Source organism: Pseudomonas sp. R4-84 (assembly GCF_054130985.1).
On record NZ_CP096390.1, the window covers coordinates 822,458 to 835,061 of the forward strand.

Here is a 12,604-nt window from a genome sequence, read left to right on the forward strand (position 1 = left end):
GGGCTCCGTTTTTCATGGACCGTGGCTTTACTTCAGGTCAATTGCCACCACCTCAATCGATAGATCCCCCGCCGGCCGCTTCCACACCACTTCATCCCCAACCTTCGCCCCCAGCAAGGCCCGCCCCAGCGGCGAGCCCCAGTTGATCAGTCCATTGGCCGCATCGGCCTGGTCTTCCCCAACCAATTGCACACACCGTTCCTGATCGTGCTCATCGGCAAAAGTCACCCAGTGCCCGATTCGCACCTGATCGCAATGGCTCGGCGTAACGACCTGGGCGCTTTGCAGGCGTTGATTGAAATATCGCAGATCCCGTTCGATATCGGCGATACGCTGCTTGTCTGCCCGCTCGCCCTGGGCAGACTGTTGGCTATGCAGCTGCTGCAGTTCGGTGACCCGTGCCTGCAATTGAGCAAGCCCCGCCGGCGTGACGTAGTTGGGCTGTGCGCTGACCTGGCGTTCGACCGGTTGATCGGCCTGGGCGGCGGCGTTGTCTTCGTTGACGAAAGCGCGACTCATAGGGTTCTCCTCTGTTGGAGTTTGGGCCATGGTCGCAAGGTTTTGGTTTCGACGGCTGTCTCTGAGCGACTCACTGCGTGCGATAGGCCCGAGCGGCGTCGCGATCTTTCTCCTGCTGCCAGGCACGTTCGCGATCGTCCCAGTGGCGTTCGCGGTAGGCGTCACGCTCTTCGCTCTCGCGCATGGCCTGGCACTGGCGAAAGCCGTCGCTCCAGCCCTCGGCGTAGCGGGCATCCTTGAGATAACGCGGCACGTCCTTCCTGAACTGGCCTGTGATCACGCCGGCGGCTTGCCGACCGCTACTGCAGCCATCATCGAAACCGTCGGCGAAGGCCGGTGGATAACCTCGGGCAATCAAATCCTCATGGGTTGTTTCACAGCCACCGAGCAACACCAACACCCCCAATACCACCGCCGCGCGCCACATGTTTTGCGTTCCTGCCCGATCCACTCATAAAAGAAGTCTAGAAGCGGATTCGTCAGAAAGGTGTGAAAGCGCGGTGATCAATCCGTTCGTTCAGTAGTGGTACCACTTCACCTCGAGCATCACCTCGTTCTCTGGCGAGGCCAAGTGGCTGAACTCTCGCTGGGCGCTCAGGCGCAGGCCCAGGTTGCGGGACAATTCCCACTGCTGGTTCAGGCTCAGGCTACGGCGTACCTCGCCATTGACGAAGTAATCGCCCTTGGCTTCCAGGCTCAGGTTGCCCAGCGGGTTCTTCCACAGCACGCCGCTGTTGAATCCGGCGGCCGGGGCGATGAATTGAGCGAAATCGTTGTTGTGTTCGACCCGCACCGTGCCCAGTGCAAAGCCCAGTACATCTTCGCCCAGCGCCCAAGTGCCGCCCGCGCCGCCGTTGACGTGGCTGACCAATGTTTCATCGTCGTGTTTGCCCGGCACCCGCTCCAGGCCACCAGTGACCTGCCAGGACAACGGTTGCAGCAGCTCGTTGCGCGGGGTCAGGGAGCGGATGGTCGCCAGGTCCAGCTGCTGCACTTGCCAGTCGTTGCCTTCGTACTGGCGCAGCTTTAGTTGCAGGATCTCGATCTGCGCCCCCAGCGGAAAGCTTTCGGCGTTGTCGTTGAGGTCGTGATAGGCCATGCGCAGGCCGTACTCACCGAACGCACGGTCACCCCGCGTACCCAGGCCGGCCTGCCAGGTGCGCGATTCGTGGCCGTCTTCCGGAAGGCCCGGCTGTGGGATGTCCAGTTCCGGCGCGGGGTTCTGGTTGATCGCCCTCAGCAGCTCGAAACTGCGCTGGGCCCGCTGTGGATCGCGCTCCTGGCCGTTGGCGCGATAACGCTCCAGGCGGTAGGCGGCATCGATGATCAGCGCCTGGCGCTCGCGCGGTAGCGCCTTGAAGTCGGGCGTTTGCAATTGTTGCTGGTCGGCGCTGACCTTCAAAACCCACTGCTGCTCATTATCGCTGAGCGGTTCGGCGCGGCTGAGCAACTCTCGCTCCCGGGACGGGCGGTACTGGATGCTTTCCACCAGCCCGGCTTCTTTCACCGCCTTGACGGTGTCGGTGGGGATCGCCGTGAGCGGGAACTGTTCGGTCAGGCGCAGGCTGGGACGGGCGACTTGCAGCAATTCAAGCAGGCGATAGGAGCAGTTTTCGTCGAAGAAGAAATAGTCGAACTGGATCTGCTTGAGCTCCCACACATGCTCGACCATCCGTTCGGTTTGCGCCTGGCTCAGGTTCAGGCGGTATTCCCATAGGTCGCGATTCTCGAGGCTGCGGTATTCGGAGAGTTTTTCCTGGTACGGCACCAGGGCGAACAGGCCAGGGTAGCCGCCCATCAGGCCCTTCCAGGCGTAGAGGATGCTGTTATCCGAACCTTCAATGTAGGCGCCGAAGTTGATCGCGTAGCTGAGCAGCGCGGTCTTGTCGCTTTGCACATCGGCCTGGTCGATGCGCAGCAACGTATGGCCGAACATCGATGACGGGCTGTTCAGGTACGCGGCCGGGAAGATCATCACCGCGCTGTGGGGCGAAACGTCCTTGAACCATTGGGTGTAATCGCTGCAATTGACCGAGGGCAGGTCCGTCAGGTCGAGCTGCGCCTTCAGCCAGCGGGTACGCGCCGGGTACACGCACTGGGCGTGCTGCTGGCCGGCACTGGCCGGGCCGTACAGGGCTTGCAGCGTGGCGGTCAGTTCGCGGTCGGGATGCTCGTTGCCGTCGGGTGCGAGGAAGAATTTCTTGTCGCTGATGTAGCTGCGCCAGCCGCCGAGCTTGGCGGTTTCGTAGTGGCCAAGGGAAATCCAGAAGCGGTCATTGGCCAGTTGCTGCAAACGTTGAGGGTCGACATGAGGCGCGGCGGATAGCGGGGCGCACACACAGAGCGCCAGCCAGGCAAGGCGTTTGAGCATAGTCGGCTACTTGGAAGATCGAAAAATAAAGACCGAGAGGGCCCCAGAAAGAAAACCCGCTCCCCGAAAGGAGCGAGTGGTGTCGAGCTTAAGCTTGAGTCGCGTACTTGGCCAGGCGAGGGTCGTTTTTCAGAATGGCCAGGGTGTTGGCATGCACGTCTTCTGCGGTCACGTCAGCCTTGCTGAAGATCTGCTGGAAGTGCTCGTGGGTCACAGCGGAGAAGTGAGCGCGATCTTCCGGCGCCACACCCAGTACCACGGCGTAGGTGGTCAGCGCTTCGCCCTGACCCTTGGCCATGTCTTCGGACAGCTCGTTCATCATGCCATTCATGGCCAGCCAGGACTTGCCACCGTAGGTCAGTGCTGCGTTGGTCGAGCAGCCGTTGGTGCCGGAGGTCATGCCGAAGGTGGCGTTGCCGGAGGTGCCGTTGGTGGTGGATGCGAGGAAGTGGGCCGGGGTGCCACGCTGACCTTCGAACAGCATGTTGCCCCAACCGCAATCCGGGCCGCCCGGCGCCTGAGCCATGGCGTTGATGGATACAGCGGTGAAGAGAGTACCGAGAAGAATCCGTTTCATAGCTATGTTCTCTTTATGTGCATACCAATGGACAGGGTCTGGCCCCTACAGGAGCCAGTGGGCCGGTTATTGTTCCAGCCGCGCAGTTTGGAGTTTAGGCACGATCCGAGGGTTCCGTGACATTTTGCAAAAACATTACTGCAAACCCGTTGCTTGCGGGGCTCTGCGCTGGGTTTTTCCCTCGACTATGCTTTGGCCTGAGACGCTCCTTGCCAGTCAGGTATAGGCAGCGCCAGAATGCCGCTATCTGCCCCGCCTGATGTAAGGAAGCCCGATGCCTGATCCTGTTGCTGCCAGCTTGCGTCTAGCGCCCGAAGCGCTGACCCGTCCGTTTTCCGCTGAACAGTTCAGCTTCTCTACCACCAATGATCTGGAGCCCTTCCGCGGTGTGCTTGGCCAGGAGCGTGCGGTCGAAGCATTGCAGTTCGGTGTGGCGATGCCACGCCCCGGTTACAACGTATTCGTCATGGGTGAGCCCGGTACTGGCCGGTTCTCTTTCGTCAAGCGCTACCTCAAGGCCGAAGGCAAGCGCATGCAGACCCCGTCGGACTGGGTCTATGTCAATAACTTCGATGAGCCTCGCGAGCCACGCGCCCTGGAGCTGCCCTCGGGTACGGCGGGCACGTTCATCGGCGATATCAATGGCCTTATCGACAATCTGCTGGCGACTTTTCCGGCCGTGTTCGAGCACCCGTCCTACCAGCAGAAAAAAAGCGCCATCGACCGAGCCTTCAACCAGCGCTACGACCGCGCTCTCGATGTGATCGAGCGCCTGGCATTGGAAAAGGATGTCGCGCTGTACCGTGACAGCAGCAACATCGCGTTCACGCCGATGAGCGAGGGCAAGGCGCTGGACGAGGCGGAGTTCGCCCAACTGCCGGAGGCCGAGCGCGAGCGGTTCCACGAAGATATTTCCGGCTTGGAGGAGCGCCTGAACGAAGAGCTCGCCAGCCTCCCGCAGTGGAAACGCGAATCCAACAACCAGTTGCGTCAGCTCAACGAAGAAACCATCACCCTGGCCTTACAGCCTTTGCTGGCGCCGTTGTCGGAAAAGTACGCCGAGAACGCCGCGGTTTGTGGATATCTGCAAGCCATGCAGGTCTATCTGCTCAAGACCGTGGTCGAACAACTGGTGGACGACAGCAAGACCGACGCCGTCGCCCGCAAGCTGCTGGAAGAGCAATACGCGCCGAGCCTGGTCGTCGGCCATCCGGCGAGCGGTGGCGCGCCGGTGGTGTTCGAGCCGCACCCGACCTACGACAACCTGTTCGGGCGCATCGAGTACAGCACCGACCAAGGCGCGCTCTACACCACGTATCGGCAGTTGCGCCCAGGCGCCTTGCACCGTGCCAACGGTGGTTTTCTGATCCTGGAAGCGGAAAAGATGCTCGGCGAGCCGTTCGTGTGGGATGCGCTCAAGCGTGCCCTGCAGTCGCGCAAGCTGAAAATGGAGTCGCCACTGGGCGAGTTGGGGCGGCTGGCGACGGTCACCCTGACGCCGCAGCACATCCCGTTGCAGGTCAAGGTCGTGATCATCGGCGCACGCCAGCTCTATTACGCCTTGCAGGACCTGGATTCGGATTTCCAGGAAATGTTTCGCGTACTGGTGGACTTCGATGAAGACATCCCGATGGGCGACGAGAGCCTGGAGCAGTTTGCCCAGTTGCTCAAGACACGCACCTCGGAAGAGGGCATGGCGCCGCTGACCGCCGATGCGGTGGCGCGCCTGGCGACTTACAGCGCGCGTCTGGCCGAACACCAGGGACGCCTTTCGGCGCGTATCGGTGACCTTTTCCAACTGGTCAGCGAGGCGGATTTCATCCGCCAACTGGCCGGTGACGAGATGACCGATGCCGGTCACATCGAGCGCGCCTTGAAGGCCAAGGCCACCCGCACCGGGCGTGTCTCGGCGCGAATCCTCGACGACATGCTGGCGGGGATCATCCTCATCGACACCGACGGCGCGGCCGTGGGCAAGTGCAACGGGTTGACGGTACTTGAGGTGGGCGACTCTGCGTTCGGTGTCCCGGCGCGCATTTCGGCCACGGTATATCCCGGCGGCAGCGGTATCGTCGACATCGAGCGAGAGGTCAACCTCGGCCAGCCAATCCACTCCAAGGGTGTGATGATTCTTACCGGCTACCTGGGAAGCCGGTATGCCCAGGAATTCCCGCTAGCGATCTCGGCCAGCATCGCCCTGGAGCAGTCCTACGGCTATGTGGACGGCGACAGCGCATCCCTCGGCGAAGCTTGCACGCTGATCTCGGCCTTGTCGAAGACGCCATTGAAGCAGTGCTTCGCCATCACCGGCTCGATCAACCAATTTGGTGAAGTGCAGGCGGTGGGTGGGGTCAACGAGAAGATCGAAGGCTTCTTCCGCCTCTGTGAAGCCCGCGGGCTGACAGGCGAGCAGGGGGCGATCATTCCCCAGGCCAACGTTGCGACCCTGATGCTCGATGAAAAAGTGCTGGCCGCCGTGCGCGCCGGGCAATTCCACGTCTACGCCGTGCGCCAGGCCGACGAAGCCCTTAGCCTGCTGGTGGGCGAACCCGCGGGCGAGCCGGACGAGAACGGCGAGTTCCCGGAGGGCAGCGTCAATGCGCGCGTGGTGGAGCGGCTGCGGGTTATCGCGGAAATGATCAGCGAGGACGATATCAAGGAGGCGGAAAAGGAACTGGCGCAGCAGGCGCTGGCGGAGGCCAAGCCTGCTTGAGGATTTTTCCTATATCGGAAAATCTAATTGTGGGAGCGAGCCTGCTCGCGATAGCGGATGGACAGTCGACATCATTGTTGCTGCCCATCCGCCTTCGCGAGCAGGCTCGCTCCCACACTGTTTTGTTGTGGATCATTTTCTTAATGCGCCACCAGTTTGGCGTCAATATTCACACTGTGACCGCTCGGCGCATTCTGGTTTCGAAATCCTTCGCCGCCGGAACTTTTCTCCTATCCTCAGTTCAAGGATAACGAGAGCCATCATTGGATCGAAACAGCCCCGCCTGGGCTGAATACCGGATCTACCGAGGGGCGCCGCCATGTCGCGCAACCTTTGCCTTACCCGCCAGTGCCTGGGCCTGGTGACCCGCATTGAATGTGCTGTCCGTCCGCTCGCTGGAGACACGGGCATGTGGACCGTGCTCTTCGCCGCCGGAATGGCCGGTGAGCAACCTTCCGCCATCAAGGCCCAGGGGCCGTTTCCCGGGCCGACCGCCGCAGAAACCATACTCGACACCATCGTCCAGAGCCTGACAACCCACGGTTATGAACTGGCCGACGATCCGCAGATCTGGTCCCTGCACATGCAGGCGCAACTGCGGGAGATCAACGGAGGGCGTTGTCGCAACGTTGGCGGTTTCGAGTTTCGTCCGCTTCAGTGAGTCGTCCAAGGGCATGCTCCGCCAGTAGATCCGCAGGCCGGACCGGCGTTTGTCGGTAGGGGCGTGGCTGGTATACTCGCCGCGTTTTTTCAGCCCTGGTGTGAGACTCAATGGAACGCTTTATCGAAAATGCAATGTACGCCTCCCGTTGGCTGCTGGCGCCGATCTACTTCGGGCTGTCTCTGGGCTTGTTGGCCCTGGCGCTGAAATTCTTCCAGGAAGTCTTTCACGTCATCCCCAACGTGTTTTCCATGGCCGAGTCCGAGCTGATCCTGGTACTGCTGTCGCTGATCGACATGGCGCTGGTGGGCGGTTTGCTGGTCATGGTGATGATCTCCGGCTATGAGAATTTCGTCTCGCAACTGGACATCGATTCCGACAAGGAAAAGCTCAACTGGCTGGGCACCATGGACTCTTCATCCTTGAAGATGAAGGTGGCCGCGTCGATCGTAGCCATCTCTTCCATCCATTTGTTGCGTATCTTCATGGATGCCAAGAATGTCGATCCCGACCACCTGATGTGGTACGTGATCATCCACATGACGTTCGTGGTGTCGGCCTTCGCCATGGGGTATCTGGACAAGCTGACCAAGCACTGAGGTTCCTCACGCGCTGCGGCATCTGTGCTAGTCTGCTCGCCCTTTTGGTTCCGGGCGCTCCGGGAGGCGCTGTGTACGCACGGCAACTTCCCGGGCCGTCCGCATAGCGGAGCAGCATCATGTCCGAAGTTAACCTGTCCACCGACGAAACACGCGTCAGCTACGGCATTGGCCGTCAGTTGGGCGACCAACTGCGCGACAATCCGCCACCGGGCGTGAGCCTGGACGCGATCCTGGCCGGCCTGACCGACGCGTTCGCCGGCAAGCCAAGCCGCGTGGGCCAGGACGAGATGTCCGCCAGCTTCAAGGTCATCCGTGAAATCATGCAAGCGGAAGCCGCCGCCAAGGCCGAGGCCGCTGCGGGCGAAGGTCGTGCGTTCCTGGCTGAAAACGCCAAGCGCGAAGGCATCACCACCCTGGCCTCCGGCCTGCAATTCGAAGTGCTGACCCAGGGTGAAGGCGCCAAGCCGACCCGTGAAGACCAGGTGCGCACCCATTACCACGGCACCCTGATCGACGGCACTGTGTTCGACAGTTCCTACGATCGTGGCCAGCCAGCCGAATTCCCGGTAGGCGGCGTGATTCCTGGCTGGACCGAGGCGCTGCAACTGATGAACGCCGGCAGTAAATGGCGTTTGTACGTGCCTAGCGAGCTGGCCTACGGCGCCCAGGGCGTTGGCAGCATCCCGCCGCACAGCGTGCTGGTGTTCGACGTCGAGCTGTTGGACGTATTGTAAGACCCTGTCCGGTTTTTACAGCCGGACAAAAAACTGTGGGAGCGAGCCGCACCATCGCTCCCACAGGTTCTCCCATAGGTTATTTATGCTCATCCATGGAATCTGCCGCTAAAATCACCCGTTGGGCGCAACGCCCGGGCGTAGCAGAACAGGAACAGGTTTCGCACCAACTCCTTTAGCACCAGCGGTTCGCTGGAGTTGAGGCTGTTGAGGTCCAGATCCCCCTGGTCCTGCAGCTCATTCAAGGCTTCTTCTTCAAGCACCGCACAGACTTCCCCGGTTTCCCGGTGCAGGATCCTCAGGTAGGGATGTGGACGGTCCAGCCAGGCATCGATCAAATAAGTCATGGTTCTCATCTCCTTGATGGGTTCGATGAGAATAATTCTTATTCGCTAAATAGCAAGTCTCTATTGGCGCAACGGTTTTTTTCTGACGATGGGTTGTGAAAGCCCAAGCGGGTTGGAATCCCGTGGGGTCGCACAAAATAGGGGTGGGGAGGGGGAAGGCAAGCACCATCCCACGCGGGGCATGGGATGGGATACAACAGATTCAGACTTTTCTGACGAACTCGGATTTAAGCTTCATCGGGCCGATGCCGTCGATCTTGCAGTCGATATCGTGATCGCCATCGCATAGGCGGATGTTCTTGACCTTGGTGCCAACCTTGACCACCAAGGAAGTCCCCTTGACCTTGAGGTCCTTGATCACGGTAATGGTATCGCCGTCCTGCAGGACGTTGCCAACCGAATCCTTCTTCACGATGTCGTCGGACGGCGCTTGCGCTTCGCCGCCGGCGGACCATTCATGGGCGCACTCCGGGCAGACCAGTTGGGTACCGTCTTCGTAGGTGTATTCGGAATTGCATTTCGGGCAGGGAGGCAACGTGCTCACTAAGGTTCCTTGGTATCAGGAGGGCAAAAGGGCGCACATTGTATAGGGTTTTAAGTCAAAGGGGGCAGCGCAGTGAAATACCCCTGTGGCGCAAGCTCGCTCCCACAGGGCTTCTGTCATCAATGGGTGCGGGCGACCGCAAACTCGCTCAGTTCCACCAGCGCATCGCGGTACTCGCTGGCCGGTAGGGCGTCGAGACACTTGATTGCGCGGGCGACGTAGTCCTGGGCCAATTTCGCGGTGTATTCCAGCGATCCGGAAGCTTCGACCGCGATCCGGATGCTCTCCAGGTCCTCGATCCCGCCTTTCTGGATCGCCTGGCGTACCAAAGCTGCCTGTTCAGGCGTGCCTTCACGCATGGTGTAGATCAGCGGCAGGGTCGGCTTGCCTTCGGCCAGGTCGTCACCGACGTTCTTGCCCAGGGTCTCGGCGTCGCCCTTGTAGTCCAGCAGGTCGTCCACCAGCTGGAAGGCCACGCCCAGGTGGTCGCCAAAGGTGCGCAGGGCTTCGCTCTGCTCGCTGGTGGCACCGGCCAGGGCGGCGGCGCTGTGGGTCGAGGCTTCGAAGAGCATCGCGGTCTTGCCGCGAATGACCTCCATGTAGGTTTCTTCGGTGGTGCTGGCATCGCGCACCTTGGACAACTGCAGCACTTCGCCTTCGGCGATGATGCGCGTGGCCTGGGACAGGATCTTCATTACCGGCATCGAGCCCAGCTCGACCATCATTTCGAACGAGCGCGAGTACAGGAAATCACCCACCAGCACGCTCGGGGCGTTGCCCCACATGGCGTTGGCGGTCGAACGGCCACGGCGCATGCCGGACATGTCGACGACGTCGTCATGCAGCAGGGTCGCGGTGTGCAGGAATTCGATGGTGGCGGCGAGCAGGCGCATGTCGTCGCCTTCGCGACCCAGTGCCTTGCCGCACAGTAGCACCAATAAAGGACGCAGGCGCTTGCCGCCGGCCGACGTGATGTAGTCGCCGATTTTCGATACCAGCGGCACGCGGGACGTCAGCTGCTTCTTGATGATACCGTCGACGGCACTAAAATCGTCCGCCACTGCGCGGTAGAAAGCTTGGGGTTGCATCAGCGACAGGCGCTCCAGAAGGGTTGCGCGGCATGCTAGGACCCACGTCCGCAGGTGTCAAGGCGCATGCTTCTACAGTGCGGGGCGGCCACTTGCAAGGCTCGGTCAGCTTGCGTACAATCGCGCACCCTGAACTTCCTGGGCAGCACCTGCCTTACGCAATTGCATCCGGGCCTTCCAGCCCATGCAGCCATGCCAGCCAATACCTCTTCTTATAAAGCGCTGGGTGAGCAGGATTATCGGAGAAATACCATGTCGTATGCAGTAATCGTTACTGGTGGCAAGCAATACAAGGTCGCCCCAGGTGAATACCTGAAGATCGAAAAACTGGAAATCGCTACCGGCGAATCCGTGACTTTTGATCGCGTTCTGTTGGTCGCCAATGGCGATGACGTGAATATCGGCGCTCCAGTCGTTGCTGGCGCTACCGTTGTGGCTGAAGTGATCTCCCAAGGTCGTCACGATAAAGTCCGCATCATCAAGTTCCGTCGTCGTAAGCACCACATGAAGCGTATGGGCCACCGCCAGTGGTACACCGAGATCAAAATCACCGGTATTCAGGCTTAATTTCAGCCTAATTCCTCACTAGGAGAATTGAACTCATGGCACACAAAAAAGCTGGTGGTAGTACCCGTAACGGTCGCGACTCAGAAGCCAAACGCCTTGGCGTGAAGATGTATGGCGGCCAGGCTATCAAAGCGGGCAACATCATCGTGCGTCAGCGCGGCACCCAATTCCACGCTGGCTACGGCGTTGGCATGGGTAAGGATCACACCCTCTTCGCTAAAATCGAAGGCGTGATCAAGTTCGAAGTAAAAGGCGCCTTCGGTCGTCGTTACGTAAGCGTTATCGCAGCTTAATTGCGAGACCGCTGGAAAAGCCCTGTCTTGCGACGGGGCTTTTTCGTTTGTGGGGTGAGTCTCTTGCAAAACTGTTTGTATGGGCTGTCGGCGCTGCGGTTGGGGCGTGTTTTGAGGTCGCTGCGCTCATTTTTGCAAGAGTCTTATGTCTTGTTTTTTTCGGCTCGTCCGTACGGCGAGAGGCGTGTGTCATGAAGTTTGTTGATGAAGTATCGATTCGAGTAAAGGCTGGCGACGGCGGCAATGGCTGCATGAGTTTCCGTCGGGAAAAATTCATTGAAAACGGTGGCCCCAACGGTGGTGACGGGGGCGACGGCGGCTCGATCTACATGCTCGCCGATGAAAACCTCAATACCCTGGTGGACTACCGTTACACCCGGCACTTCGATGCCGAGCGTGGCTCCAACGGTGGCAGCACCGACTGCACCGGCAAGAAGGGCGAAGACCTGATCCTGCGCGTGCCGGTCGGTACCACGGTGATCGATTCCGCCACTCAGGAAGTCATCGGCGACCTGACCAAGGCCGGCCAGCGTTTGCTGGTGGCCCATGGTGGCTGGCACGGTCTGGGCAACACCCGTTTCAAATCCAGTACCAACCGCGCGCCGCGCCAGACCACGCCAGGCAAGCCCGGCGAACAGCGTGACCTGAAGCTGGAAATGAAAGTGTTGGCCGATGTGGGTCTGTTAGGTCTGCCGAATGCCGGTAAAAGTACCTTCATTCGCTCGGTGTCGGCGGCCAAGCCTAAAGTGGCCGACTACCCGTTCACCACCCTGGTGCCAAACCTGGGCGTGGTCAGTGTCGACCGTTGGAAAAGCTTCGTGATCGCCGACATTCCGGGGCTGATCGAAGGCGCTTCCGAGGGTGCCGGCCTGGGCATTCGCTTCCTCAAGCACTTGTCCCGTACCCGCCTGTTGCTGCACCTCGTCGACATGGCGCCTCTGGATGAAACCAGTGCTGCCGATGCTGCCGAGGTCATCGTCAACGAGCTGACCAAGTTCAGCCCGGCCCTGGCCGAGCGCGACCGTTGGCTGGTGCTGAACAAGTGCGACCAGATCCTCGAGGAAGAGCACGAGGAGCGGGTCAAGGAGATCGTCGATCGCCTGGAGTGGGAAGGTCCGGTCTACGTGATCTCGGCCATCGCCAAGGAAAACACCGAGCGTCTGTGCCACGACATCATGCGTTACCTGGAAGATCGCGCCGATCGCCTGGCCAACGACCCGGCCTACAAGGAAGAGCTGGCCGAGCTCGACCAGCGCATCGAAGACGAGGCGCGCGCCCAGTTGCAGGCGCTGGACGACCAGCGTGCCTTGCGCCGCAGTGGCGTCAAGTCGGTCCATGACATCGGTGACGACGATTGGGACGAAGAAGATGTGGATGACGAGGACGGCCCGGAGATCATCTACGTCCGCGATTGATCTTGTGCTGATGCCGGCCGCTTGAAGGCAAAACCTGTGGGAGCGAGCAGGCTCGCTCCCACAAGGATTCTCGTGTGGCTGGCATTAACTGGTCCAGGGCGGTGTTATCATCGCAGCCAGCCGGTTTCCAAGGCGCCGCTCAAACGAGCGGCGTTTTGGTATCTGTAAAACGC

General features: G+C 60.4%; 14 protein-coding genes. 7 read left to right on the forward strand and 7 right to left on the reverse strand.

Annotated features, from left to right (window positions below; translation table 11 throughout):
• Nucleotides 1-27 precede the first annotated feature (27 nt).
• The 4 genes from M1D68_RS03795 to M1D68_RS03810 all read right to left on the reverse strand — a co-directional run bounded on the left by M1D68_RS03795 (nt 28) and on the right by M1D68_RS03810 (nt 3,467).
• Nucleotides 28-519, reverse strand: a complete 492-nt coding sequence (locus M1D68_RS03795; RefSeq protein WP_434562224.1) for a GreA/GreB family elongation factor — start codon at nt 517-519, stop codon at nt 28-30.
• Between the two features lie 70 nt (nt 520-589).
• Nucleotides 590-946: a hypothetical protein gene (locus tag M1D68_RS03800; RefSeq protein WP_434562226.1), complete on the reverse strand. Its 357-nt coding sequence runs from the start codon at nt 944-946 to the stop codon at nt 590-592.
• A 90-nt stretch (nt 947-1,036) separates the two neighbouring features.
• The gene (locus M1D68_RS03805) at nt 1,037-2,890 is read right to left on the reverse strand and encodes an Lnb N-terminal periplasmic domain-containing protein (RefSeq protein ID WP_457969335.1); all 1,854 of its coding nucleotides are present in this window, start codon (nt 2,888-2,890) and stop codon (nt 1,037-1,039) included.
• An 88-nt stretch (nt 2,891-2,978) separates the two neighbouring features.
• The gene (locus M1D68_RS03810) at nt 2,979-3,467 is read right to left on the reverse strand and encodes a DUF3015 domain-containing protein (protein WP_420767654.1); all 489 of its coding nucleotides are present in this window, start codon (nt 3,465-3,467) and stop codon (nt 2,979-2,981) included.
• A 274-nt stretch (nt 3,468-3,741) separates the two neighbouring features.
• On the opposite strand from M1D68_RS03810, the gene M1D68_RS03815 reads away from it, so the two are divergent.
• From M1D68_RS03815 to M1D68_RS03830, 4 genes are all read left to right on the forward strand, one after another.
• On the forward strand, nt 3,742-6,180 hold the full coding sequence (locus tag M1D68_RS03815; RefSeq protein WP_434562228.1) for a Lon protease family protein: 2,439 nt from the start codon (nt 3,742-3,744) through the stop codon (nt 6,178-6,180).
• Nucleotides 6,181-6,499: 319 nt separating this feature from the next.
• Complete coding sequence (locus tag M1D68_RS03820; RefSeq protein ID WP_420767652.1) at nt 6,500-6,841, forward strand: PA4575 family protein; 342 nt, start codon at nt 6,500-6,502, stop codon at nt 6,839-6,841.
• A gap of 110 nt (nt 6,842-6,951) precedes the next feature.
• On the forward strand, nt 6,952-7,440 hold the full coding sequence (locus M1D68_RS03825) for a TIGR00645 family protein (RefSeq protein ID WP_420767651.1): 489 nt from the start codon (nt 6,952-6,954) through the stop codon (nt 7,438-7,440).
• Nucleotides 7,441-7,559: 119 nt separating this feature from the next.
• Entirely contained in the window at nt 7,560-8,177 is a 618-nt protein-coding gene (locus M1D68_RS03830) for an FKBP-type peptidyl-prolyl cis-trans isomerase (protein ID WP_003205746.1), read from the forward strand.
• A gap of 89 nt (nt 8,178-8,266) precedes the next feature.
• Here M1D68_RS03830 and M1D68_RS03835 read toward each other — a convergent pair whose 3' ends face one another.
• From M1D68_RS03835 to M1D68_RS03845, 3 genes are all read right to left on the reverse strand, one after another.
• Nucleotides 8,267-8,524 (reverse strand): PA4570 family protein, encoded by a 258-nt coding sequence (locus M1D68_RS03835; protein WP_003205743.1) that lies wholly within the window; start codon nt 8,522-8,524, stop codon nt 8,267-8,269.
• A 202-nt stretch (nt 8,525-8,726) separates the two neighbouring features.
• Entirely contained in the window at nt 8,727-9,068 is a 342-nt protein-coding gene (locus M1D68_RS03840) for a zinc ribbon domain-containing protein YjdM (RefSeq protein WP_420767650.1), read from the reverse strand.
• 119 nt (nt 9,069-9,187) lie between these two features.
• Nucleotides 9,188-10,156 (reverse strand): polyprenyl synthetase family protein, encoded by a 969-nt coding sequence (locus M1D68_RS03845; protein ID WP_434562230.1) that lies wholly within the window; start codon nt 10,154-10,156, stop codon nt 9,188-9,190.
• A gap of 252 nt (nt 10,157-10,408) precedes the next feature.
• Here M1D68_RS03845 and rplU point away from each other — a divergent pair, with 252 nt between their 5' ends.
• The 3 genes from rplU (at nt 10,409) to cgtA (ending at nt 12,431) form a co-directional block, all read left to right on the forward strand.
• Complete coding sequence (rplU, locus tag M1D68_RS03850; protein ID WP_003176051.1) at nt 10,409-10,723, forward strand: 50S ribosomal protein L21; 315 nt, start codon at nt 10,409-10,411, stop codon at nt 10,721-10,723.
• A gap of 35 nt (nt 10,724-10,758) precedes the next feature.
• Nucleotides 10,759-11,016: a 50S ribosomal protein L27 gene (gene rpmA / locus M1D68_RS03855; RefSeq protein WP_053153633.1), complete on the forward strand. Its 258-nt coding sequence runs from the start codon at nt 10,759-10,761 to the stop codon at nt 11,014-11,016.
• A gap of 191 nt (nt 11,017-11,207) precedes the next feature.
• Nucleotides 11,208-12,431 (forward strand): Obg family GTPase CgtA, encoded by a 1,224-nt coding sequence (gene cgtA, locus M1D68_RS03860; protein ID WP_039593902.1) that lies wholly within the window; start codon nt 11,208-11,210, stop codon nt 12,429-12,431.
• Nucleotides 12,432-12,604: the final 173 nt, after the last annotated feature.

Excerpts from the sequence above, each read along its gene's own strand:
- M1D68_RS03795 (WP_434562224.1), bottom strand. The coding sequence starts at position 519 with ATGAGTCGCGCTTTCGTCAACGAAGACAACGCCGCCGCCCAGGCCGAT.
- M1D68_RS03800 (WP_434562226.1), bottom strand. The coding sequence starts at position 946 with ATGTGGCGCGCGGCGGTGGTATTGGGGGTGTTGGTGTTGCTCGGTGGC.
- M1D68_RS03805 (WP_457969335.1), bottom strand. The coding sequence starts at position 2,890 with ATGCTCAAACGCCTTGCCTGGCTGGCGCTCTGTGTGTGCGCCCCGCTA.
- M1D68_RS03810 (WP_420767654.1), bottom strand. The coding sequence starts at position 3,467 with ATGAAACGGATTCTTCTCGGTACTCTCTTCACCGCTGTATCCATCAAC.
- M1D68_RS03815 (WP_434562228.1), top strand. The coding sequence starts at position 3,742 with ATGCCTGATCCTGTTGCTGCCAGCTTGCGTCTAGCGCCCGAAGCGCTG.
- M1D68_RS03820 (WP_420767652.1), top strand. The coding sequence starts at position 6,500 with ATGTCGCGCAACCTTTGCCTTACCCGCCAGTGCCTGGGCCTGGTGACC.
- M1D68_RS03825 (WP_420767651.1), top strand. The coding sequence starts at position 6,952 with ATGGAACGCTTTATCGAAAATGCAATGTACGCCTCCCGTTGGCTGCTG.
- M1D68_RS03830 (WP_003205746.1), top strand. The coding sequence starts at position 7,560 with ATGTCCGAAGTTAACCTGTCCACCGACGAAACACGCGTCAGCTACGGC.
- M1D68_RS03835 (WP_003205743.1), bottom strand. The coding sequence starts at position 8,524 with ATGACTTATTTGATCGATGCCTGGCTGGACCGTCCACATCCCTACCTG.
- M1D68_RS03845 (WP_434562230.1), bottom strand. The coding sequence starts at position 10,156 with ATGCAACCCCAAGCTTTCTACCGCGCAGTGGCGGACGATTTTAGTGCC.
- rplU (WP_003176051.1), top strand. The coding sequence starts at position 10,409 with ATGTCGTATGCAGTAATCGTTACTGGTGGCAAGCAATACAAGGTCGCC.
- rpmA (WP_053153633.1), top strand. The coding sequence starts at position 10,759 with ATGGCACACAAAAAAGCTGGTGGTAGTACCCGTAACGGTCGCGACTCA.
- cgtA (WP_039593902.1), top strand. The coding sequence starts at position 11,208 with ATGAAGTTTGTTGATGAAGTATCGATTCGAGTAAAGGCTGGCGACGGC.